Source organism: Candidatus Poriferisocius sp. (assembly GCF_965204145.1).
Lineage (GTDB): Bacteria > Actinomycetota > Acidimicrobiia > Acidimicrobiales > Bin134 > Poriferisocius.
Map to the genome: position 1 here is coordinate 728330 of NZ_OZ241977.1, position 22335 is coordinate 750664.

A 22335-nucleotide genomic window follows, 5' to 3' on the forward strand; every position below is an offset into this window, starting at 1 on the left:
ATAAATACATCTATGGCTATCTATGATTCGAGATAGCGGGGTCGTTCCGCTGAGCAGGGGTGCCCAGGCCAGGAGGCAAGCAATGACTGGCGTTGAACAGCGGGATGGGGAGTTGGAGGCGCTTCAGGAGCGGCTCACCCGGCTGAGCGAGGCCAGCCTTCGCATCAATGAAACCCTGGACTTCAATGCAGTGCTTCAGGGGGCCCTCGACTCCGCCCGACACCTCACGGCCGCCCGCTACGGGGTGATGACTCTGCTTGACGAGGGCGGGCAGGTGCGGGACTTCTTGTCGTCGGGAATAACCGCTGAGGAGGACGAAAGGCTGTGGCTCACCCCGGACCCCTATCAGATATTCGAGTCGCTGACCGAGATCGCCGAGCCCCTGAGGGTGGCCGATGTGAAGGAGCACGTCAGGTCGCTGGGCTTCCCCGAGTTCGAGGTCCCCGTGCCGGTGGAGGTATTCAGCCTCTTGGCGGTGCCCATGTTCTACCAGGGCAACCGGGTGGGCCACGTCTTCGTGGGCGACAAGGACGGCGGTGCCGAGTTCACCCGCGCCGACGAGGAGACCCTGGTGATGTTCGCCTCCCAGGCGGCGATGGTCATCGCCAATGCCCGCCGGTACCGCGACGAGCAACGGGCTCGGGCCGATCTAGAGGCGCTGGTGAACACCTCGCCGGTGGGCGTCGTCGTCATCGATGCGGTGACCGGGGCGCTGGTGTCGGTCAATCGGGAGGCCCTGCGCATTGTGGAGGGCCTGCGCGAGGATGATCAGCCGCTGGAGGACTTAGTGGAGGCGTTGACCTGCGTGCGGTCGGATGGCCAGGAGATGACCCTCAGGGAGTTGCCGCTGTCGGAGAAGGTCAGGGCCGAGGAGGTCGTGCTGCGGGATTCTGCCGGGCAAAGCGTCACCGCCCTGCTCAATGCCACCCCGGTCCACTCCGTCAAGGGTGTGCTCGCGTCCTACGTTGTGACCCTCCAGGACATGGCGCCGCTGGAGGAGCAGGAGCGGCTGCGGGCCGAGTTCTTGGCCATGGTGAGCCATGAGCTCCGCACGCCCCTCGCCGCGGTTTTGGGGTCGGTGGGCACGCTGCTGGACACCGCCGGGGGGCTGGACCCCGCCGAGACCACGCAGTTCCTCCGCATCATCCGCGACCAGTCGGACCAGATGCGCCACCTGATCGGCGACCTGCTCGACGTCGCCCGCATCAACACCGGCACCCTGCCCGTGGTCCCCGAGCCCGCCGATGTACACCTGTTGGTGGACGACGCCAGGAGCAGGTTCCTCACCGCAGGTGCCGCCAACCCCTTGAACGTGGAGCTGGCCCCAGACCTGCCGCTGGTGATGGCCGACCGGCGCCGCATCGTGCAGGTGCTGAGCAACCTTCTCTTCAACGCCGCCGGGTGCTCGCCCGAAGGGTCGCCGGTCCTGGTGGCCGCAGCGCGCGACGGCCTTCAGGTGGCGGTCTCGGTGGCTGACCAGGGCCGGGGCATACCGTCTGAGCAGATGCCGGATCTGTTCCGAAAGTTCTCCCGGGCGCACGGCCCGGACCACGGATCGGGCCTTGCCGGGTCGGGCCTCGGGCTGGCCATCTGCAAGGGGATCGTGGAGGCCCACGGAGGCCGCATCTGGGCCGAGAGCGAAGGGCCCGGGCTGGGGGCGCGGTTCACCTTCACCCTGCCCGCGGCAGAGGCCCGGACTGCTGCTCCCGCTCTGGACTCCCCCAGATCGCAGCCCGCCGCCCACCGCCAGGTCCGCGTGCTGGCCGTGGACGACGACCCCCAGGCGCTGCGCTACATCACCGACGTCCTCGCCCGGGCGGGATATGCGCCCATCGCGACCAGCGACCCCGCCGACATTGGTCGCATCATGGCCGAGGACAAGCCCCACCTCGTGTTGCTGGATTTGGTGCTGCCCGACCGCGACGGCATCGAGGTGATGAGCGACATCCGGGCCACCGCCGACGTGCCCATCATCTTCCTGTCGGCATACGGCCACGACGAGACCGTGGCCCGGGCCTTCGACATGGGCGCGGCCGATTATGTGGTCAAGCCCTTCTCGCCCACCGAGCTGTCCGCCAGGATCAGGGCGGCGCTGCGCCGGCGGGTGGAGCTCTTGGAGGGCGAGCTGACGGCGCCCTATGAGGTTGCGGGGCTGAGCATCGACTACGCCCAGCGCCGCGCCGCGGTCAACGGGGAGCAGGTGGAGTTGACGGCCACCGAGTACGCCGTGCTCCACGAGATGGCCGCCAACGCCCCCCGGGTGCTCACCCACAGCGCCCTGCTGCACCGGGTGTGGGGGCCCGAGAGAGTGGGCGAGCCCTGGCTGGTGCGCGATGTGGTCAAACGACTCCGCCGCAAACTGGGCGATGACGCCGGCAGCCCCAAATACATCTTCACCGAGCCCCGCGTCGGCTACCGCATGCCCGCGGGCCAAACAGAGGCCTGACCGCGCCGCCGCCAAAGCCTGCGGCGCGGCTATGCGCTGGTCATGATCGAGGACTTGACATCGGTGTGGCTGGGCGCGGTGGGCGAAGCGTGAGCACCAGTGCTCAGCTGTCAATGTGGGGTCGCCGCTCAAGCGCGGGCCAGCACACCAGTGTTGGAACAAGCGGCTTGGAAGGAGAGGATGTCCAGGCCCTCCCAGCCATTCAGCGCATCGACGGCATCCCGGACTGCATCATCAAGTGAATCCGCGGATTGAGCAAAGTGGATGTAGTGACGCTCGTCTCGGCTGACGTGGCCGGCAGCTCCGGAGTGGGCGGCGACCCACTCGGCAAAGTCATCGTCCTGGCCACTTGGCCCGACAACCTCCAGAGTGAACTGGAATTCGATCATCACAGGCATTTTAGCCTTCTCCTTCCTCGGCTCGACCGTGAGGACAGCTGGCCAAATCAGCACGAATGGCAGCAGCGTGATCGTCAGAATTTCGGGGGGTCGAAAAGACACTGATGCGGCAGCCGCTGCGATCAGCCTGCTGACAGAGCAAGAATCCCCACACATGGCCTCGTGGCCCGCCCTTTTTGAAGCGCCAGCCTTGGCGTAGAGCGCTCGCCACCGCCTCGGCTACCTGCTTCTTGGGGTGGCGAGGTGGGAGATCACGGGACTGGGGGTCAGAAGCCACGCAGGGAGCCTACGGAGGTACGGTGACAACTTCGGATCTGGCGGGCCATCCAGTCGGCAGGCGATCCGCCTCCGGACATAACTTGGCCTTCACCGTGACCGCCGATCCCAAGCAAGTCATCGCCGACATCATCCCCGCGAACGAGAAATCGCTGGGAGTCTTGGGGTGCGCTCCGGAATGGCTGCGGGGCTGAGCATCGACTACGCCCAGCGCCGCGCCACGGTCAACGGGGAGCAGGTGGAGTTGACGGCCACCGAGTACGCCGTGCTCCACGAGATGGCCGCCAACGCCCCCCGGGTGCTCACCCACAGCGCCCTGCTGCACCGGGTGTGGGGGCCCGAGAGAGTGGGCGAGCCCTGGCTGGTGCGCGATGTGGTCAAACGGCTCCGCCGCAAACTGGGCGATGACGCTGGCAGCCCCGAATACATCTTCACCGAGCCCCGCGTCGGCTACCGCATGCCCGCGGGCCAAACAGAGGCCTGACCGCGGGGAGGCCCCCCTGTTGCCTGCCTGGTGCGGCGGATGGCCACCGGGGAGACAGAGTGCCATATATAGATTCATGCAAAATCACTAAGAATAATGCATGGACCATTGAAGCACTTTTGCTTCATCTCCTGATCGGCTAGCGTCAGACGCGACGGAGGATTGTTTCGTTTTCCTACCCTACGGCCCGTGCGAGCTGTCCCCACCAGAGATAGGAGAAACCATGAAAGCACTTGCCGCAATCCTTGCAGCCACACTCCTGGCCCTCGGCCTCTCCGGGGCCGTCGCTTCCGGCGCGGGCGACACAGGGACCGAGACCCCGTCGGTGTCCGCAGCACAGGTGGTGGAGACGGTGGCCACAGAGGTCACCGAGGAGCAGATGGCCGAGTCCGCCCTGTCCGCGCGTAATCAGGAACTGGAAGTGGCGTTGCAGTCAAAGGACCATCTCCTCTCCCAAAAAGACCTCCTCATCGCCGAGCAGCAGGACTTGATCGACCTCCAGGAAGAACTGATCCGCACCCAGCGAGCCCTGATCGCCGCCAAGGACGAGTTGCTGGAGGTCTGCCGGACGTCGTCGACCGGGGGATAGTCCCGCCTCATGTACGACGAAGGTGTTTGTCGAGCCGGAGGAAAGCCATCCCTTGCCTTAGCGTGATCTAGGTGCGCCAGAGTTGCAGGAGTTGGTCGGCGGCGTACCAGTGTCGGGCTCGGCCGACCCCGCGGGAGCTGAAGTCGATTTCGGAGAGCACGTTGTGTTTGGCGAGCGTGTTGAGGGCGGTTCTGCCGGTGCGTTCGGTGACGCCGAGCAGGTCGGCGACGTCGGCTGAGTTGATGACAGGGTAGACGGGCAGGTGCTCAAGGAGCGCTCGGGCGGCGCTGTCGGGCCGGAGCGAACTGGTCGCCGCCCGCCATTGCCCGATGGTCTTCTGCGACTCGTCCACGATGCTGTCGCTGAACTCGGCGGCGCGCTCCACGACTCCGGCGAACCATTGCACCCACTGGCCGGCGTGGCCGGTTTCGAACAGCCGCAGCCCCGACAGGTATCCGCCGGGGTCCCGGGCCACTGCCATGCTGATCGGCGCCACCGAGCGCTGTGTCGCGCCGCCTCGTCGCAGGATGCGGCTGACCAGCACCCGCCCGAGCCGGCCGTTCCCGTCGCCGTAGGGGTGGACCGCCACGAACTGGGCGTGGGCGATCGCCGCTCGTGACACTGCGTCGAGGTCGTCGGCGGCGTCTGCGAATCGCACCAGGTCGTCCATGAGGCGGGGGATTTCAGCCGCAGGCGGAGGTATGTAGGCCGCGTCCAGCGGTGAGGTGCCGCCGACCCATCCCTGCGTGGGCCGGAACTCGCCGACCATCTCCGCGGGCAGGTCGCTGTTGCGCATCAACCGGGTGTGCCAATCGTTCATCATCTCCACGCTGAGCGGCTCGCGTGCGGTGTGGAGAGCGGCCCCGATCACCGCGAGGTTGTCCGCCACCCACCCGGCAGCACCGCCGAGGCCGGTGCGCTCGGCCACCAGCACCGAGGCGATCGGCTCTCGCAGGCCCTCAATCCCCGACGAAGCGATCCCCTCGTGGCGCAACAGCAGCCTGGCCAACGCTTCGAACGTGGCGGGGAGCCGCTGGTCGGCCAAGCGCAGTGCGGCCACAGCCCGTTCAGCGGCGCGGACCGCCGAGGTCGACAGCGCCAAGTCGCGGCGATGGAGTTCTGCGGGAACCCATGCCGACACGGTGCGCCCGCGCCACTCCACCGAACAGGCCTGCCCCGCCGATCCTTCCGAAACCCCAGCCATTACGGAAGAATACTAGGAGAACACTCCGCAAAAGAGGTGATTGCGGAACGAACGCACAACCCCCTCAGAGTCAGCAGCGTGGTGGAGCTGGGGGGAATCGAACCCCCGTCCGCTGGGCGGTGTCTGACTGTGATACGACCATTCCCGGTGTGCGGCGTCGATGGCAGCCGCGTCGCCGGGTCGGGTGGCCCCGCTAGAAGGCCCGCCACCGGGTCTGTTCCCCGGAGCCAGCGGTCTTTCCCGCCGTCAGTGGTCTGTCCCTACTGTCTCCACCGCTTCTGTTGCCGGGCTGCGGTGGACCGGCCCCGCGTGCCGTTGCCGGTCGCGATGACTCTCTACACCTGATGGATCAGGCTGCGAGAGGGACACGGTCAGTGTCGGTTATTTGGTTGCCCCGTTTTGCGAGTCTGAGCAACTCGGGTCGCACAGCGCAGCCCCCGGTCCCAACGTCGAAACCGATCAGCCCCGTGTGCACAGTTGTCAAGGTGCCCCGCCATGATACCGGCTCACCCTGACAGCGATCCCCCCGATTTGGCGGTGCGGCCCATTTCGTTGCGGGCTTCGCGGCGGGCGTCTTGTTCGGCGATGGCTTGGCGCTTGTCGGCTCGGCGGCGGCCTCGGGCCAAACCGAGCAGCACTTTGGCCCGACCCTGCTTGAAGTAGAGGGATAACGGCACGACCGTGAGGCGGTCCTGCTCGAGGCGGGCCTTGATGCGGTTGAGCTCGCCGCGGTGCAGGAGCAGCTTTTTGGGCCGGTCGGGGTCGTGGCCTGACGCCCCTCCGGCGTGGGAGTAAGGGGCGATGTGCAGCGATTGGAGCCACAGCTCGCCGTCGGCCATGCGGGCGTACGACTCGGCGAGCGTCACGTTGGACTCCCGCAGCGACTTCACCTCCGAGCCCACCAGCACCAGGCCGGCCTCGTACTCGTCGAGGATCTCGTAGTCCCGCCGGGCGCGGCGATTGGTGGCCACCACTTTGGTGGATCCCTGTTCGTTGCTCGATCCCGGTTTCGACCCGGCCATTGGCTCAAGGTACCCCGCCGATGGGGGATGGGCGGCGGCAATTGACGGGTAGTGTGGGCGCAATGGCCGAGCAGGGGGACACGCCGACAGACGATGCAGTCGGCGGCTCCGGCGGCCAGAATCCGTGGGAGGGCTTCCGGTCGGGGTTCGTAACGCTCTTGGGCCGGCCCAACTCGGGCAAGTCCACCCTGATCAACGCCATCGTGGGCACCAAGGTGGCCATCGTGTCCGACAAGGCCCAGACCACCCGGCACGCGGTGCGAGGAGTTCTGCACCGCGACGGTGTGCAGGTTGTGTTCGTAGACACTCCCGGTATCCACAAGCCCAAAACGGCATTGGGGGAGCGGCTGAACGCCACCGCGGCCGACGCGGCCGACGATGTGGACGTGGTGTGTTTGTGCATCGACGCCACCCGGCCGCTGGGGCGGGGCGACCGGTTCATCGCCGAGCGGCTCAGCGGTGACTCCATCGTGGTGGTGACCAAGATCGACGCCGCCCCCCGATCCAAAGTGGTGGCCCAGCTAGCCGCGGCCGGCGAGCTGGGCTTCGCCGAATACTTCCCCACCTCGGCCCGCACCGGCAAGGGGGTGGACGCCCTGGTCGACCGGCTGTGCGAGCTGATGCCCCCCGGCCCGCCGCTATATCCGCCCGACATGGTGCGCGACATGCCCGAAGCCCGCTGGGTGGCCGAGCTGGTGCGCGAGCAGCTCCTGGCCGTGACCCGCGAAGAGCTGCCCCACTCGATCACCGCGGCGGTGACCGAATGGGAGTGGCCCCGCATCAAGGTGGAGATATTGGTGGAGCGGGAGTCGCAGAAGCCCATGGTGATCGGCAAGAAGGGCTCGGTGCTCAAGCAGGTGGGCACCGCGGCCCGGGCCCAGCTTCCCGAGGGCGTGTTTTTGGAGCTGCACGTGGGGGTGGCGAAGAACTGGCAGCGCCGCCCCGAGATGCTCGATCGGTTCGGCTACGGGCCGGGCTCTATGGCCAGCCCCGATCTATAGGCCCCGATCTATAGGCTCCGATCTATAGATCAGACCCCGTCGCGGATCGACCGCAGCAGGGTCTCGGCCCGGTCGCGCTCGGCGGTGCGAGGGAACGGAGGGAGGGCGTCGACGAGCGTCCAGCGGTAACCGGCCCGGGCCATCCGGGAGTCGAGCACTGCCACCACGCCCCGGTCGTCGCCCCGTCGGATGAGCCGCCCGGCGCCCTGGGCCAGCCGGGTGGCGGCCCGGGGCAGGTCCACAAGGCGGAAGGCCTCATTGCCGTAGCGCTCCCGTCGGGCCTCTAGCAGGGGGTCGTCGGGGCGGGGGAACGGCAGGCGGTCGATCACCACCAGCGACAGCGACTCGCCGGGCACGTCCACCCCCTGCCAAAAGCTCATGGTGGCGAACAGACATCTCTCCACCTCGGCGGCGAATCGCCGCAGCAGCTCGGGTTTGGGCAGGTCGCGCTGGGTGTAGATCTCGAAGTCGAGCTGCTTTCGCAGCACCTCGGCGGCCCGGTCCATGGCCCGGTAGCTGGTGAACAGGGCCAGGGTACGGCCCCCGGCGGCCTCAATCAGCGCGGCCAGCTCCTCGTGGGCAGCCGGCTCGTAATCGGGGTTGCGGGGGTCGGGGAGGTGCTTGGCGCAATAGAGCAGCCCGTTGGCCTCGTAGTCGAACGGGCTGCCCACGTCGATGGCGTCGTGCTCATCGGGGTGCAGCCCGAGCACCTCGCCCAGGTTCATGGGGATGGTGGCGCTGGTCAGCACGGCGGTGGTGTCCTCCCACAAGTGCTCGGTCAGCAGCTCCCCCAGTTGGATGGGGGCGATCCGCCACGCGGGCGCGGTCTCGGTGCCCGACACCCAGGCCACCTCAGCAGAGGTGGCCTCCACCGCCCGGGCCAAGTCCTCGGCCAGGGCACTGGCCGACAGTATGGCCCGCAGTTTGCGGGGGGCGACGTCGCCGGGAGCGTCGTCGGGCACTCCCCGCAGTTCGACGAGGGCCTGCTCCACCCGGCCCCGGGCCACCACGGCCGTGCGCTGGAGCTCGTCGGGCAACGGAACCGGCAGCGGCTTGTCCCGGTAGGGCGACAGGGCCTCTCGCAGCAGAGCGCCGGCATCCTCGAGGTCGCCCGCTGCGGCCGATTCGGCCACCACCGCCCGGACGCGGCGGGCCAGCTCGTCGAAGCGCCCCCCGGTCAAAGACAGCCCCGCGGTGTCGGACACGATGTCCTCCAGGCCGTGGGCCTCGTCGATGACCACCATGTCGTGCTCGGGCAACAGCGGGGCTCCGCTGAACAAGTGCAGGCAGTAGAGGTGGGTGTTCACTACCACGACGTCGGCGGCATCGGCCCGGTGGCGGGCTTTCTCGGCGAAGCACACCTCACCCGATGGGCAGCGCTGCGCCCCCGGACACTCCCGGCCCGACACGCTGAGCGCGTCCCAAGCTGCGGGGGAGGGCTCGAAGTCCAACTCGGCCCGGTCGCCGGTATCGGTATTCCCAGACCACGTTGCCAGCCGCTTGATCTCCGCCTTGGGGCCGTCGGCGATGTCCAGGCTTATCTGATCGTCGGCGAGGTGCTCCTCCAACCGCTGGAGGCACAGGTAATTGGACCGGCCCTTGAGCACGGCGAAGCGCACCGGCTGTCCCAGCGCCTCGGCCAGCTGGGGAAGGTCTTTGTCGACCAGCTGGTCTTGGAGGGTCTTGGTGGCGGTTGCCACTATCGAGGGACCCTCACCCAGTACCAGCGGCACTAGATAAGCCAGCGACTTGCCGGTGCCGGTGCCGGCGGCCACCACGAGGTGCCGCCCTGAATCCATTGCTGAGGCGACCGCCTCGCACATGGCCCGCTGACCCGGGCGACGCTCGCCCCCGCCGTCCAATGCCGAGACGGCCGCCTCCAGAGTCTCCTGAACCGCGGCGATTTCCGGCATCACCCCGACGCTAGTGGTGGCTGGTGGAAGAATCGGGGAGAAACCCGATTGGGAGGCTTCTCCCGCACACAATCGGGGCTCGCGGGGGAGTACCGTGCAGGTGTGGACTTGTCGGGTCATGGCCTGGATCTGAATCGAATTCCCCGCCATGTCGGATGCGTGATGGACGGCAACGGGCGCTGGGCCGAGCAGCGGGGCATGGCCCGCACCGAGGGCCACGAGCAGGGCGAGCATGCCCTGTTCGACGTGATCGAGGGGGCGCTGGAGCTGGGCATCGAGTGGCTCACGGTGTACGCCTTCTCCACCGAGAACTGGAACCGGCCTGACGACGAAGTGCGCTTTCTGCTGAACTTCAACCGCACCATCTTGCGGCGGCGCTGCAATGAGCTGAACGAGATGGGGGTGCGGATCCGCTTCATCGGCCGTCGCGACTGGCGGGTGCCCAAGGGCCTGATCAAGGAGATGGACGAGGCCATCGAGCTCACCCAGCACAACACGAGGATGACGCTGGCGGTGGCCTTCAACTACGGCGGTCGGGCCGAGATCGTGGACGCGGTGAAGCGCATCGCCGCGCAGCGGGTTCCGTCTCGCATGATCAACGAGCGGACCATCGCCCGCCACCTCTACGACCAGGAGATGCCCGAGCCCGACCTCATCATCCGCACCTCGGGGGAATATCGCATCTCCAACTTCCTGCTGTGGGAGCTGGCCTATTCCGAGCTGGTGTTCAGCGATGTGCTGTGGCCCGACTTCACCCGCCACGACCTGTTTGCCGCCATTGCCGAGTACCAGCACCGCCACCGCCGCTTCGGCCGGGTCAGATAACGGGCGCACCATGAGCCACTCCCGGTTCGAGGAGTGAGAGGCTTGGTCCGGTGAGCCTCTACCGGGATCAGGGCATCGTGCTTCGCACCTACAAGCTGGGCGAGGCCGACCGCATCGTGGTGTTCTGCACCCGGGGGCACGGCAAGGTGCGGGCCGTGGCCAAGGGAGTCCGCAAGACCCGCAGCAAGTTCGGCGGGCGCCTCGAGCCGACCAGCCATGTGCAGATCCAGCTCCACCGGGGGCGAAGCGAACTCGACGTTGTAACCCAGACCGAGACCGTGAATCAGTTCCGGGAAGTGCGGGAGGATCTAGGTCGCCTCGGCAAGGCCATGGCCATGCTGGAGGCGGTCGACCGAGTGGGGGTCGACCGGGAGTCAGACGGCGCGCTCTACCGGATGCTGCTGGGCGGGCTCCGGGCGCTGGACGCGGGCGACTCGGCCCTGGTGGTGCCCGCCTTCTATCTCAAACTCCTGGTCCACGACGGAGTGGGCCCCGAAGTGGGGGCATGCGCATCCTGCGGAGCCGCCGACGACCTCGCCGCCTTCGACTACGGCAGCGGCGGGGCGCTGTGCCGCAACTGCCGCCGGGGAACCCCGCTGTCGCCCGACGCCCTAGACCTGATGCGCATGGTGCTCGGCGGCAACCTAAGCACCGCGCTCGCGCTGCCCCCCTCACCTGCCACCAACGAAGTCGAGCACCTAGCCACCACCGCCATAGAACACCACCTAGAACGCCGCCTCCGCACCGCCGGCGCCTACAGCTGAAGGGCTCTGACCGCGACTGGTTTTCGGTGTCAGGCCTGTCACTGGGGGCCGGTAGCCTGCGGGCCATGAGTGGTGGCGATGTTGTCCACGATGGGGGCGACGAGGTGATGGACAAGGTGGTGAACCTCTGCAAGCGGCGGGGGTTCGTTTACCAGTCGGCGGAGATCTACGGCGGGTTCCGCAGCGCCTACGACTACGGCCCCTTGGGCGTGCTGCTGCTGCGCAACGTGAAGGACGCTTGGTGGCGGACCATGGTGCAGCTTCGCACCGACGTGGTCGGCCTCGACGCCTCCATCCTGTCGCCCCCCCAGGTGTGGGAGGCGTCGGGGCACTTGACCAACTTCACCGATCCTCTGGTGGACTGTCGCAACTGCGGCGCGCGCCACCGCGAGGACCAGCTGGAAGACCCCGAGGTGTGCCCGAGCTGCGGGGCGCGAGGCCAGTTCACCGAGGCCCGGGAGTTCAACCTGATGTTCCGCACCCAGGCCGGCCCGGTGGCCGGGGCCGGGGCCGACGTGTACCTGCGGCCTGAGACGGCCCAGGGCATGTTCATCAACTTCGCCAATGTGCTGAACACCGTGCGCACCAAGCCGCCTTTTGGCATCGCCCAGATCGGCAAGTCGTTTCGCAACGAGATAACCCCCGGCAACTTCATCTTCCGCACCCGGGAGTTCGAGCAGATGGAGATGGAGTTCTTCGTGCCCCCCGACGAGGCCGCCATGTGGTTCGAATACTGGTGCAGCGCCCGGATGGACTGGTATACCGAACTGGGCATCCCCGCCGACAAGCTACGGCTGCGGCCCCACGACGCCGACGAGCTGAGCCACTACTCGGCCGGCACCGCCGATGTGGAATACCTGTTTCCATGGGGCTGGGGTGAGCTGGAGGGCATCGCCAATCGCACCGACTACGACCTCACCCAGCACGCCCAGCACTCCGGCGTCGACTTGGACTACTACGACCAGCAGGCCGACGAGCGCTACCGCCCCCACGTGATCGAGCCGGCCGCCGGGGCCACCCGCACGATGATGGCGTTTCTGCTGGCCGCCTACGACACCGAGGAGGTGCGGGGCGAGACCCGGACGGTGCTGCGACTCCACCCCCGGCTGGCCCCCTACAAGGCAGCGGTGCTGCCCCTGTCGAAGAAGCCCGAGCTCCAGGCGGTGTCCGAGGAGGTGCTGGGCCTGCTCCAGCCCCGCTGGATGACCGACTACGACGTGACCCAGTCGATCGGCCGCCGCTATCGCCGCCAAGACGAGATCGGCACTCCCTACTGCGTGACCGTGGACTTCGACTCCCTGGAAGATCGGGCGGTTACGGTGCGGGATCGGGACACCATGGATCAGGACCGGGTGCCCATCGACGGGCTCGTTGAGCATCTGGACGCCAAGCTCGATTTGTGAGGCTGCTTCGGTGACCAGCCCGATCGAGTCGTGAAGGAGCTTCGGTGACCAGCCCGATCGTCGCCGCCGTGCAGGCTGCCACGCGGGGTGAGCTGGACCGGGCCGACGCGGTGCTGGCGGTGGCGCCCGGCGATGTGGAAGACCTGCTCCACGCCAAGATGACCTACGGCCCGTCGGCGCCGATAGCCGCTCATGGGGTGGCTGCTTCGCCCGGAGCGGCGTCGGGCCGGGTGTGCCTGACGGTGGACGCGGTGCTGGATGCCGACGACGAGGGCATACCCGCGGTGTTTGTGCGGCCGTTCACCACGCCGGCCGACGAGGTGGCCATGTCGGCCGCCGCGGCCATCATCACCGCCAAGGGGGGAATGGCCAGCCACGCGGCGGTCATCGCCCGAGGCTGGGGTATCCCCGCAGTGGTGGGGGTGGAGACCCTGGCGGTGGACGTCGCGGCCGGGGCAGCCCGGCTGGGCGAAGTGGAGCTGCGCGACGGCGACCCCATCACCGTGGACGGCTCGGCGGGCACGATCATGCTGGGCGCCGCTGAGGTGGGCGAAGTGGAGATTCCCGACGAGCTGTTCACGCTGCTGGTTTGGGCCGACGAGCTGCGGGGCGGGCGGTTGGCGGTGCGGGCCAACGCCGACGATGCCTTCTCGGCCCGGCTGGCCCGGGAGTTCGGAGCAACCGGGGTGGGGCTGTGCCGCACCGAGCACATGTTCTTGGGGGAGCGGCTGCCGCTCATCCAGCGGGCCATCACCGACGGCGGGCCGGCCGCGCTGGACGCGCTGGCCGATGCCCAGGTGGAGGATCTGGTGGATCTCTTGGAGGTCATGGATGGTCTGCCCGTGACCGTTCGGCTGCTTGATCCGCCCCTGCACGAGTTCTTGCCCGACCATCCCGAACTGGTCGAGGAGAACCCCATGCTCGGCGTGCGGGGCGCCCGGCTGGGGGTGCTGCGTCCCGAGCTGTATCGAGCCCAGGCCAAAGCGGCGGCCGAGGCGGCCGCTCGTCGGGTGGCGGCCGGAGGCGATCCACAGGTGCAGATCATGGTGCCGCTGGTGGTGGGCGGCCCGGAGCTGTCCCATGTGCGGGCTGCGGTAGCCGAAGAACTGGTTGGATTCGAGAGCCGCTTGGGGGGCCGAGCCATCCCGGTGGGGGCCATGATCGAAACCCCCCGCTCGGCGCTGGCCGCGGCCGAAATCGCCGCTTGCGCCGACTTCTTGTCGGTGGGCACCAACGACTTGACCCAGATGACCTTCGGCTTCTGCCGCGATGACATCGAAGCCCGGATCATGCGTCCCTACATCGAACACGGTCTGTTGGCAGCCAACCCGTTCGAGACCCTGGACGAGACCGGGGTGGGACGGCTGGTGGCCGACGCAGTTACCGGGGCCCACGCCGCCCGCCCCGGCATTGAGATCGGGGTGTGCGGCGAGCACGGCGGCGATCCCGCGTCGATCGCGTTCTGGGCTGCTGCGGGGGCGGACTATGTTTCCTGCTCCCCGCATCGGGTACCGGTGGCCCGTCTAGCGTCCGCCCAAGCGGTTGTGGCCTCGGGGTCCGGCTAGCGACTGCCCAAGCTGTCATCGGTTCGGCCTAATCTCCCACTGTGGGCATCCACGACGAAGACGTGGCCCGGGTGAGAGAAGCGACGGACATCGTCGCGGTCATCAGCGAGTACGTGCAGTTGAAGCGGGTCGGGCGCCGCTGGCAGGGACTATGCCCGTTCCACGCGGAGAAGACCCCGTCGTTCTCGGTCAACGCCGAGATGGGCGTGTACCACTGCTTCGGCTGCAAGGCCAGCGGAGACGCCATCACCTTTGTCCGGGAGGTGGAGCACGCCGATTTCGTCGAGGCGGTGGAGCGCTTGGCCGCGCGGTCGGGGATCGTGCTGCGCTACACCTCGCCCGGCGAGGGCGCCGACCGCCAGAAACGGGGCAAGCTCACTGAAGCGCTCGAGCGGGCGGTGGAGTGGTACCACCAGCGCTTGTTGACCTCCCCCGACGCCGGCCCGGCCCGGGGCTACCTCCGCGAAAGGGGCTACAGCGGCGACGTGGTGCGTCAGTACAAGCTGGGATGGGCTCCCGACGAGTGGGGCGCGCTGGCCGGAGCCTTGAGGGTAGGTGCCAAGAACGGATTGTCACCTGAGGTCTTCTCTGAATCCGGGTTGGGACGTGGCAATGAGAGTGGGCGAACTTGGGACAGCTTTCGGGGGCGGCTGCTGTTTCCCATATTCGACCCCAGCGGCAAGCCGGTGGGGTTTGGGGGGCGCATCTTGCCCGGCGGGGAGGGGCCCAAGTACAAGAACTCGGTGGACAACGCCGTCTATCGAAAGTCCCGAGTTCTCTACGGCCTGAATTGGGCGAAGCAGGACATCGTGAATGCTGGGCAGGTGGTTATTTGTGAGGGCTACACCGACGTGATCGGCTTTGCCCAGGCTGGCATATCCTGGGCGGTAGCCACATGCGGAACAGCGGCTACCGAAGATCACATTCAGCTCTTGCAACGCTACGCCAAGCGTATTGTGCTGGCATTTGACCCGGATACCGCCGGAGGCGATGCAGCCGAGCGCTTCTTGCAGTGGGAAGGGGAAATCGAAGTCAAAGTAGCCGTCTTTCCTGCTGGTACTGATCCTGGAGAGTTGGCGAAGACCGACCCGGAGGGGTTGGTAGTTGCTGTCGAAGAAGCAATGGCTTTTCCGCGGTTCCGTTATGAACGGGTCTTGTCCCAAGCTGACTTGGACTCCATCAGGGGTCGTTCTGTAGCGGCTAGGCGAGCTACCGAGGCTGTGGCTTCAATCAAGGATCCTTTGGTACGAGACCCGTACCTGTTGGAAATCGCTACTCGATGTCGTCAGGACGATCCGAACGCCGAAGAGCGCCTTCGCCGCATAGCCCAGGACTACCGTCCTCCTCCCTCTCGCAATGCTCGATCTTCAAGATCGAATTCAGAAGAAGAAGCCCCTCACCCGACAGATACGGGCAATGTGTCTGGCAGTAGCGATGAGGATCATCACAACGAAATGGGCAGCCCCCCACCTAACAACGTGGAGCGCCAAGTGCTGTGGTTGGCGGCCAACGAACCTGGAGCGGTGTGGCCGGAAGTCGTGCCTGGGATGCTTCACTATCCGTTGTACAGAGACGCTTTCGAGGCCATGTTGGAGTACCCGGACATGGAAGCGCTGCTGGCCGAGGCAGACCCGCCGCTGGTGGGCCTCATGAGGGAGCTGCTGGTGGCCGAGGACGAGGACCTGCGGGCCAGTACTCACCGCCAAGAGGTGGTCATGGCCATTCTGCTCTACGAGTCGGCCCAGCGGGAGCTGACCTACCTTGAGCGCCAGGCCCGCACCGGAGTCGTCGATGACGACCTGCTGCGCCGGGTGGCCAGCCTGAAGACGGCGATGGACAAGCTCCGGGAGTCGGAGTGGGAGGCCGAGCAGGCCCGCGCCCTGCTGGAGCTGCTGAGGCCAGGGGACGAGTCATAGGCTATTAGTGCTATTTCAATAATTGTCCATCATAGTCAGCGTATAAAACGAAATATGGCCGAACCAAAAGTGGTTCGGCCATATTCCATTACAAGAGCTAGGCTCCTGCGGTGGGCCTGCTCATGGCGAGGCGACCCGGTGTTGACAGCCCATCGCGAGGGTTCGATTCCCTCCAGGTCCACACGAATCCTACCTGTGCGGTCTCGGAGACCGCAACGATCATCTGCTAGAAGTCTTCGTCGAAGGCCACGTCGCCCTCGACACCTACTTGGTAGGAGGCCACGGTGCGCTCGAAGAAGTTGGTCAGCTCCTGCACGTCTTGGAGCTCCATGAACGAGAACGGGTTCTTCGAGCCGAACTGCTTGGGCAGCCCGAGCTGGGTGAGGCGCTGGTCGGCCACGAACTCCAGGTAGCGGCGGGTGTCGGCCACCGACATTCCGGGCACCCCCTGGCCCAGAAGATCCTCGGCGAACTGGTACTCGCAGTCAACCGCCTCGCGGATCATGGTGGTGACCTGCTGGCTGAGCTCGGCGTCGAACAGCTCAGGCTCCTCGGCCCGAACCGTGTTCACCACCTCGAGGGCGAAGTTCATGTGGCAGCTTTCGTCGCGGAACACCCAGTTGGTGCCGGCGGCCAATCCGTTCAACAGTCCCTTGGACCGCAGGAAGTACACGTAGGCGAACGCCGCGAAGAAGAACAGCCCCTCGATGCAGGTGGCGAAGCAGATCAGGTTCAACAGGAACTGGCGGCGCTGCTGAGGGGTGTCGCACTGGTTGATGTCGTCCATCGAGTTCATCCACCGGAAGCAGAACTCGGCCTTCTGGCGAATGGAGGGAATGTTGTCGATGGCCGCGAATGCGGCCTCCCGCTCGGCGAGGTCGGGGATGTAGTTGTCGAGCAGAGTCAGATAGAACTGGACGTGCAACGCCTCCTCATAGAGCTGCCGAGACAGATACATCCGGGCCTCGGGGGCGTTGACGTGTTGGTAGAGGTTCAGTACCAAGTTGTTGGCCACAATGGAGTCGCCGGTGGCGAAGAACGCCACCAGTCGGTTAACCAGGTGCTTCTCGGCGGGAAGAAGGGTGCGCTCCAAATCGACCAGGTCGTCGGAGAAGTCGATCTCGTCCACCGTCCAGGTGTTTTTGATGGCGTCGCGGTACATGTCGAAGAACTGCGGATAGCGCATGGGGCGCAGCGTCAGATTGAAGCCGGGATCGAGGATGCGTCCCTGGGCTGGTACGACCGCAGGTGCCGCCTCAGGCGCCGGGCTGAGGCCCAGGTCTTTTTCGAGGAAAGGGGTTTCTGCCAGTGCCATCAGTCGCATGCCTCACACATCTCGGGGTTTTCCAAGGAGCAGGCCACCGCTTCGGCGTCGGTAACCGGGGCGGCGGTCGCGCCATCGGGACCGCCGGTGGTGGTTTGGTTGATTCGGGTGGCGGGCCGGGATCTCAGGTAGTAGGTGGTTTTCAGTCCGGCCTTCCAGGCGTGCAGATACATGGAGCTGAGCTTGCCGATGGTGGGCGACTCCATGAACAGGTTCAGCGACTGCGACTGGTCGATGAACGCCCCCCGGTCGGCGGCCATGTCGATGAGGGAGCGCTGGGGAAGCTCCCAGGCGGTGCGGTACACCGCCTTGAGACTGTCGGGGATGCGCTCGATGTCGGCCACCGAACCCTCGGAGCGCTTCACGTCGGCGATCATCTGGTCGTCCCACAAGCCCAATTCCTGGAGGTCGCTCACCAGGTAGCGGTTGATCTGCAAGAACTCCCCGGAGAGGGTCTCCCGCTTGAACAGGTTGGACACTTGGGGCTCGATGCACTCGTAGCACCCGGCGATGGAGGCGATAGTGGCGGTGGGGGCGATGGCGATGAGCAGGGAATTGCGCAGGCCGTGCTCGGCGATGCGGTCCCGCAGCGCCTGCCACCGGGCCGGGTCGGAAGACTCCTTGTCCCACAAGTCGAACTGGAGCTGGCCGCTGGCCGCCCGGGTCTCGGCGAACGCCGGGTGGGGACCGTGCTTCTCAGCCAGCTCGGTGGAGGCCCACAGGGCATTGAAGTAGATCTCCTCGGAGATGCGGGCCGACAGTCGGCGAGCCTCGTCGCTGTCGAACGGCATGGCCAGATGGAAGAACACGTCTTGAAGGCCCATCAGGCCCAGGCCCACCGGGCGCCACTTGGCGTTGGAATTGGCCGCCTCAGAAGTGGGGTAGAAGTTGATGTCGATCACCCGGTCCAAGAAGGGCACCACGCTGCGGACAACCTCGCCCAGCCGCTCGAAGTCCATCTCGCCCTGCTCGGTGTCGACGAAGGCCCCGAGGTTGACCGACCCCAGATTGCACACCGCGGTCTCATCGGCGCTGGTCACCTCGATGATCTCGGTACACAGGTTGGAGAGGTGTACGGTGCGGCCGTTTTGGCCGGTCTGGTTGCAGCGCAGGTTGGAGGCGTCTTTGAACGTCATCCAGCCGTTGCCGGTCTGGGCCAGGCACCGCATCATGCGGCTGTAGAGCTGGCGGGCGGGGAGCTGGACCTCGTACAGCTTCTCGCGCTCAGCCTCCTCGTAGGCTTCGCGGAAGTCATCGCCGTACAGGTCGGTGAAGTGGGGGACCTTCTTGGGGTCGAACAGCGACCACTGCCAGTCCTTCTCCACCCGCTCCATGAACAGGTCGGGAACCCAGTTGGCCAGATTCAGGTTGTGGGCCCGGCGGTTGTGGTCGCCGGTGTTCTCCTTGAGCTCCAAGAAGTCCTCGATGTCGGCGTGCCAGGTCTCCAGGTAGACGCAGGCCGCGCCCTTGCGCTTGCCGCCCTGGTTGACGGCGGCCACCGAGCTGTCCAGGGTCTTCAGCCACGGCACGATGCCGTTGGACAGGCCGTTGGTGCCCCGGATTAGCGAGCCCTTGGAGCGGATGCGGTGCCAGGCCACACCGATGCCGCCGGCGAACTTGGAGAGGCGGGCGATGTCGGTGTACCGCTGGTAGATGCCCTCGAGGCTGTCGGTGGGGGAGTCGAGCAGGTAGCACGACGACATCTGCGGGTGGGCGGTGCCCGAGTTGAACAGCGTGGGACTCGACGGCAGGTAGGCCAGCGAGCTCATCAGGTCGTAGAAGGCGATGGCCTCATCGGCGTCGGCGGAGAGACCGCAGGCCACCCGCAAGAAGAAGTACTGGGGGGTCTCGATCACCTGGCGGGTGTCGGGGTGGCGCAGCAGGTAGCGGTCGTACACCGTGCGCAGGCCGAAGAACTCGAAGTTCCGGTCGCGCAGCGAGCTGATGGAGGCGTTCAGCGCCGGGGCGTATTTCTCGGCGAAGTCGGCCGTCTCATCGCTGATCAAACCCAGGCTGTGGCCGGCTTTGATCGACTCGGTGAACCAGGGGATGTTCTGGTTGCGGACCTCTTTGTCGATGCAGGTGGACAGGAGCCGGGCGGCCAGCCTGGAGTAATTGGGCTCGGTGACGATGAGCCCGGCCGCGGTGCGGATGGACAGCTCGTCGAGCTCCCGGGTGGTGGCCCCGTCGGCCAGGGCGGAGATGGTCCGGGTGGCCACCCGCATGGGGTCGACGCCCACCAGTCCCTCGGCGCAGCGGGCCACGGCGTTGACGATCTTGTTGACGTCCACCGGCTCCAGCTCGCCGTTGCGCTTGCGGACCCGCATCCCGGTATCGCTGGCTCCATTTTGGTCGGCATCGGCCCCATTGGTGACCACTGCGGCCAGTGGCTCCTGTAAGAGTGTCATCAGTCCCCCCTGCGGATGAGGCTTGCCAGCGCGAAGTTCTCAAAGTGTAATTACAAAGGGGGAGTTTCATCAATGAACTTCTTCAGCGCGACGCTATGACCAGGGCTTTTACTCCCAAGGATTTTCTCTGAGTGCTCCACAAGGCTCTTCGGCGCGCGCGTCCGCGCGCGCGAACTAGGCCTCTCGGACGGTCAATTCCGTGGCTTTGAGGGCGGCCCAGCACCGGGAGCCGGCGCTCAGTTGCAACTCGCCCACCGCCTGGGGTGTGACCCACGCCTGGCAGGGCACTGGAGCACCCAGAAGCACCCGCACCCGGTCGCTCTCGGGCTGGATGCGGGCCACTTCGGCCTCCCAGGTGTTGCGGGCGCTGGTGTGGGGCTCGACCGTTGAAAGGGTGACGGCCGCCGGGGAGAAGGTGACCAGCACCGGCCCGGTCATAGGGGTGGAGGTGGTGAGGGCGAGCCCCCCGTGCAGAGCCACTTCGGTGCCCGCGGCAGTGCCGGTGAGAAGGTTGATGTCGAGCAGCCCGGCGGTCCACGGTGTGCGGGGGTCGGCGGCCACCTCCTCGGGGGTGCCGGCCTGCACGATCTGTCCTTCCTCCATCACCAGGAGCTGGTCGGCCAGCACCCTGGTCTCCACCGGGTCGTGGGTGATCAGCACCCGGGTGGCCTCGATGTCGGCCAGCAAGTGGCGCACGTCGGTGCGCGTCTCGGCGTCGAGGGAGGCGAGGGACTCGTCAAGCAGCAGCACGGCGGGCTCGCAGGCGGCCGCCCGGGCCAGGCCCACCCGCTGGGCTTGCCCGCCAGAGAGCTGCGCAGGGCGCAGTTCGGCCAGATCGGCCAGGCCAACCCTGCTGAGCCACTCCTCGGCCCGTCGGCGGGCCGGGCGAGCAGCCAGGCCCGCGCACCGGGGGCCGAACGCCACGTTGTCCACCACGCTGAGGTGGGGGAACAGCAGGTTGTGCTGGCTGTGCAGGGCGATGGGGCGGCGGTCGGGGGGCACATGGACGCCCTGGGCGGGATCGTCGACCACCTGACCGGCCAGCACGACCCTGCCCTGCTGAAGGGGGATCAGCCCGGCCAGCACGTGGACCAGCGTCGTCTTGCCCGCCCCATTGGGGCCGACGATGGCGGTGCAGCTCCCGGTGGGCGAATCGAACGCGGCGTGAATGGAGAAGCCTCCGGTGGCGGCATGGACCTCAGCCTGGATGCTCATGAGGGGGACGACTCCGGCGAGCTCTGCTGTTGGGGGGCGCGGGGGGCGATCCAGCGGTGGCGCAGGCCGATGAGGATGAGCAGCGACACCCCGATGAGCAGCACCGACATGGCGATGGCCGCCTCGGGCTGGCCGGCCTCGTTGGCCTGGGCGATGGCCAGGGGCAGCGTGCGGGTGCGGCCCGGGTGGTTGCCGGCGAAGGTGATGGTGGCCCCGAACTCGCCGAGGGCCCGGGCCCACGACAGGGTGGCCCCTGCGGCCAGCGACGGGGCCAAAAGCGGCAGCGTGATCCGGCGCAGCACCGTCCAGCGCCCGGCGCCCAGGGTGGACGCGGCCGACTCCAAGCGGGGGTCGAGCTGGCGCAGTCCGGCCTCCGCGGTGATCACGAAGAAGGGCATCGACACGAACGCGGCGGCGATCACCGCGCCCGGGGTGGTGCCGATGAGGGTGTCGACGCCGAACCAGTTGTGCAGCGCCCGGCCGACCAGCCCCTTTCGGCCGAGGGCGAAGAACAGGGCGATGCCGCCCACCACCGGGGGCAGCACCATGGGAAGCAGCACGACGGCCCGCACCAGCGCCCTTCCCCGGAAAGACAGCCGGGCCAGCACCCAGGCCAGGGGAAGGCCCAGCACCACCGACACCGCTGCGGCCAGAAGCGACACCACCACCGACACTCGGAGGGCTTCCAGGGTGGCGGTCTCGCCCAGCGTGGTGCCCAGCGATGACCACGGCGTCCGCTGCAACAGGCCCACCAGGGGCAGCGCCAAGACGGCCACCGCGATGACGGCCATTGCCACGATCGCGATAGGCGGCCGGCGGTTGGGCTCCTTGGAGGTGGGGCGGTCGGTCATGGGGAATCGAATCCGTGGCTCCAGAGGATGCGCTGGCCGTCAGGGCCGAGGACAAAATCCACAAAATCGGCGGCCACGGCCCGGTCGCTGACCGCGGCCACGGGGTAGTCGTTGAACCTGATCTGGGGGCCGAGTGGCACTGCGGTCACTTTGTTGCCGCCGGCCGCCACGTCGGTGGCATACACCAGCCCGGCGTCGGCCTCTCCCAGCGTCACCTTGGTGAGCACGGCCCTCACGCTGGTTTCCTCAGTGTCGGGATTGGCGTCGACCCCGGCGTCGGCCAGCACGGCCTGGGCGAGGGCGCCGCAGGGCACCTCGGGGGCGCACACTGCCAGTACCAGGCTGTCATCTGCCAGGTCTTCCAGTTCAGTGACGTTGCCGGGGTTGTCTATCGGCACCACCAAGGCCAGTCGGTTGCGGGCGAACAACGCGGGGGGTGCGGCGGTGCGTCCTTCGGCCACCACCCGGCTCATCGTGGCACCGTTGGCCGAGGCGAACACGTCAGCCCGGGCGCCGGCGCTGATTTGGGCGGCCAGCCGGGCGCTGCCCGCGAAGTTGAGCTTCACGTCGACATCGGGGTTGGCGGCCTCGTATTCGGCGGCCAAGTCTTCGAACGCCTCCGAAAGCGACGCTGCCGCGTACACCGTCACCGCGGTCTTGCCTTCACCCCCGCATCCTGTCACCAACCAGGCAAGAACCCCGGCTAAAACACCGAGGCCCAATCTGTTCAT

The 22335-nt window shown here is 67.1% G+C and carries 18 protein-coding genes and 1 other RNA gene; 9 read left to right on the forward strand and 10 right to left on the reverse strand.

Features of this window, described 5'->3' with window-relative positions:
- Positions 1 to 82 precede the first annotated feature (82 nt).
- Complete coding sequence (locus ACOGI7_RS03180; protein WP_419850475.1) at positions 83 to 2446, forward strand: ATP-binding protein; 2364 nt, start codon at positions 83 to 85, stop codon at positions 2444 to 2446.
- A 128-nt stretch (positions 2447 to 2574) separates the two neighbouring features.
- Here ACOGI7_RS03180 and ACOGI7_RS03185 read toward each other — a convergent pair whose 3' ends face one another.
- The gene (locus tag ACOGI7_RS03185) at positions 2575 to 2946 is read right to left on the reverse strand and encodes a hypothetical protein (protein ID WP_419850476.1); all 372 of its coding nucleotides are present in this window, start codon (positions 2944 to 2946) and stop codon (positions 2575 to 2577) included.
- Between the two features lie 352 nt (positions 2947 to 3298).
- Here ACOGI7_RS03185 and ACOGI7_RS03190 point away from each other — a divergent pair, with 352 nt between their 5' ends.
- Both ACOGI7_RS03190 and ACOGI7_RS03195 read left to right on the forward strand, forming a co-directional pair.
- Positions 3299 to 3604 (forward strand): winged helix-turn-helix domain-containing protein, encoded by a 306-nt coding sequence (locus ACOGI7_RS03190; RefSeq protein ID WP_419850477.1) that lies wholly within the window; start codon positions 3299 to 3301, stop codon positions 3602 to 3604.
- 223 nt (positions 3605 to 3827) lie between these two features.
- Positions 3828 to 4193, forward strand: coding sequence for a hypothetical protein (locus tag ACOGI7_RS03195; RefSeq protein WP_419850478.1), 366 nt, complete (start codon positions 3828 to 3830; stop codon positions 4191 to 4193).
- Between the two features lie 67 nt (positions 4194 to 4260).
- Here the strand turns inward: ACOGI7_RS03195 and ACOGI7_RS03200 are convergent, their stop codons facing one another.
- From ACOGI7_RS03200 to smpB, 3 genes are all read right to left on the reverse strand, one after another.
- Complete coding sequence (locus ACOGI7_RS03200) at positions 4261 to 5397, reverse strand: Fic family protein (protein ID WP_419850479.1); 1137 nt, start codon at positions 5395 to 5397, stop codon at positions 4261 to 4263.
- 79 nt (positions 5398 to 5476) lie between these two features.
- Positions 5477 to 5864: a transfer-messenger RNA gene (gene ssrA / locus ACOGI7_RS03205) on the reverse strand.
- A gap of 39 nt (positions 5865 to 5903) precedes the next feature.
- Complete coding sequence (gene smpB / locus ACOGI7_RS03210; protein ID WP_419850480.1) at positions 5904 to 6419, reverse strand: SsrA-binding protein SmpB; 516 nt, start codon at positions 6417 to 6419, stop codon at positions 5904 to 5906.
- Positions 6420 to 6481: 62 nt separating this feature from the next.
- Between smpB and era the strand changes: the two genes are divergently transcribed.
- Positions 6482 to 7420 carry a GTPase Era gene (gene era, locus ACOGI7_RS03215; RefSeq protein ID WP_419850481.1) on the forward strand — a complete coding sequence of 313 codons (939 nt, stop codon included), beginning with the start codon at positions 6482 to 6484 and terminating at the stop codon, positions 7418 to 7420.
- A gap of 29 nt (positions 7421 to 7449) precedes the next feature.
- Here era and ACOGI7_RS03220 read toward each other — a convergent pair whose 3' ends face one another.
- Positions 7450 to 9333 carry an ATP-dependent DNA helicase gene (locus ACOGI7_RS03220; RefSeq protein WP_419850482.1) on the reverse strand — a complete coding sequence of 628 codons (1884 nt, stop codon included), beginning with the start codon at positions 9331 to 9333 and terminating at the stop codon, positions 7450 to 7452.
- A 102-nt stretch (positions 9334 to 9435) separates the two neighbouring features.
- Between ACOGI7_RS03220 and uppS the strand changes: the two genes are divergently transcribed.
- The 5 genes from uppS (at position 9436) to dnaG (ending at position 15806) form a co-directional block, all read left to right on the forward strand.
- Entirely contained in the window at positions 9436 to 10158 is a 723-nt protein-coding gene (gene uppS / locus ACOGI7_RS03225) for a polyprenyl diphosphate synthase (protein ID WP_419850483.1), read from the forward strand.
- A 50-nt stretch (positions 10159 to 10208) separates the two neighbouring features.
- Positions 10209 to 10922: a DNA repair protein RecO gene (gene recO, locus ACOGI7_RS03230; RefSeq protein WP_419850484.1), complete on the forward strand. Its 714-nt coding sequence runs from the start codon at positions 10209 to 10211 to the stop codon at positions 10920 to 10922.
- A gap of 65 nt (positions 10923 to 10987) precedes the next feature.
- Positions 10988 to 12325: a glycine--tRNA ligase gene (locus ACOGI7_RS03235; RefSeq protein ID WP_419850485.1), complete on the forward strand. Its 1338-nt coding sequence runs from the start codon at positions 10988 to 10990 to the stop codon at positions 12323 to 12325.
- Positions 12326 to 12369: 44 nt separating this feature from the next.
- Complete coding sequence (locus tag ACOGI7_RS03240; protein ID WP_419850486.1) at positions 12370 to 13890, forward strand: putative PEP-binding protein; 1521 nt, start codon at positions 12370 to 12372, stop codon at positions 13888 to 13890.
- A gap of 41 nt (positions 13891 to 13931) precedes the next feature.
- Positions 13932 to 15806: a DNA primase gene (gene dnaG, locus ACOGI7_RS03245; protein ID WP_419850487.1), complete on the forward strand. Its 1875-nt coding sequence runs from the start codon at positions 13932 to 13934 to the stop codon at positions 15804 to 15806.
- A gap of 226 nt (positions 15807 to 16032) precedes the next feature.
- Here dnaG and ACOGI7_RS03250 read toward each other — a convergent pair whose 3' ends face one another.
- The 5 genes from ACOGI7_RS03250 to modA all read right to left on the reverse strand — a co-directional run bounded on the left by ACOGI7_RS03250 (position 16033) and on the right by modA (position 22335).
- On the reverse strand, positions 16033 to 16992 hold the full coding sequence (locus ACOGI7_RS03250) for a ribonucleotide-diphosphate reductase subunit beta (protein ID WP_419851448.1): 960 nt from the start codon (positions 16990 to 16992) through the stop codon (positions 16033 to 16035).
- A gap of 128 nt (positions 16993 to 17120) precedes the next feature.
- Positions 17121 to 19538, reverse strand: coding sequence for a ribonucleoside-diphosphate reductase subunit alpha (locus tag ACOGI7_RS03255; RefSeq protein ID WP_419850488.1), 2418 nt, complete (start codon positions 19536 to 19538; stop codon positions 17121 to 17123).
- Between the two features lie 174 nt (positions 19539 to 19712).
- Positions 19713 to 20753: a sulfate/molybdate ABC transporter ATP-binding protein gene (locus ACOGI7_RS03260; RefSeq protein ID WP_419850489.1), complete on the reverse strand. Its 1041-nt coding sequence runs from the start codon at positions 20751 to 20753 to the stop codon at positions 19713 to 19715.
- Positions 20750 to 21604: a molybdate ABC transporter permease subunit gene (gene modB / locus ACOGI7_RS03265; protein ID WP_419850490.1), complete on the reverse strand. Its 855-nt coding sequence runs from the start codon at positions 21602 to 21604 to the stop codon at positions 20750 to 20752. Before modB ends, ACOGI7_RS03260 begins: the two co-directional genes overlap by 4 nt.
- Positions 21601 to 22335, reverse strand: a complete 735-nt coding sequence (modA, locus tag ACOGI7_RS03270; RefSeq protein ID WP_419850491.1) for a molybdate ABC transporter substrate-binding protein — start codon at positions 22333 to 22335, stop codon at positions 21601 to 21603. The genes modB and modA overlap by 4 nt, the downstream gene beginning before the upstream one ends.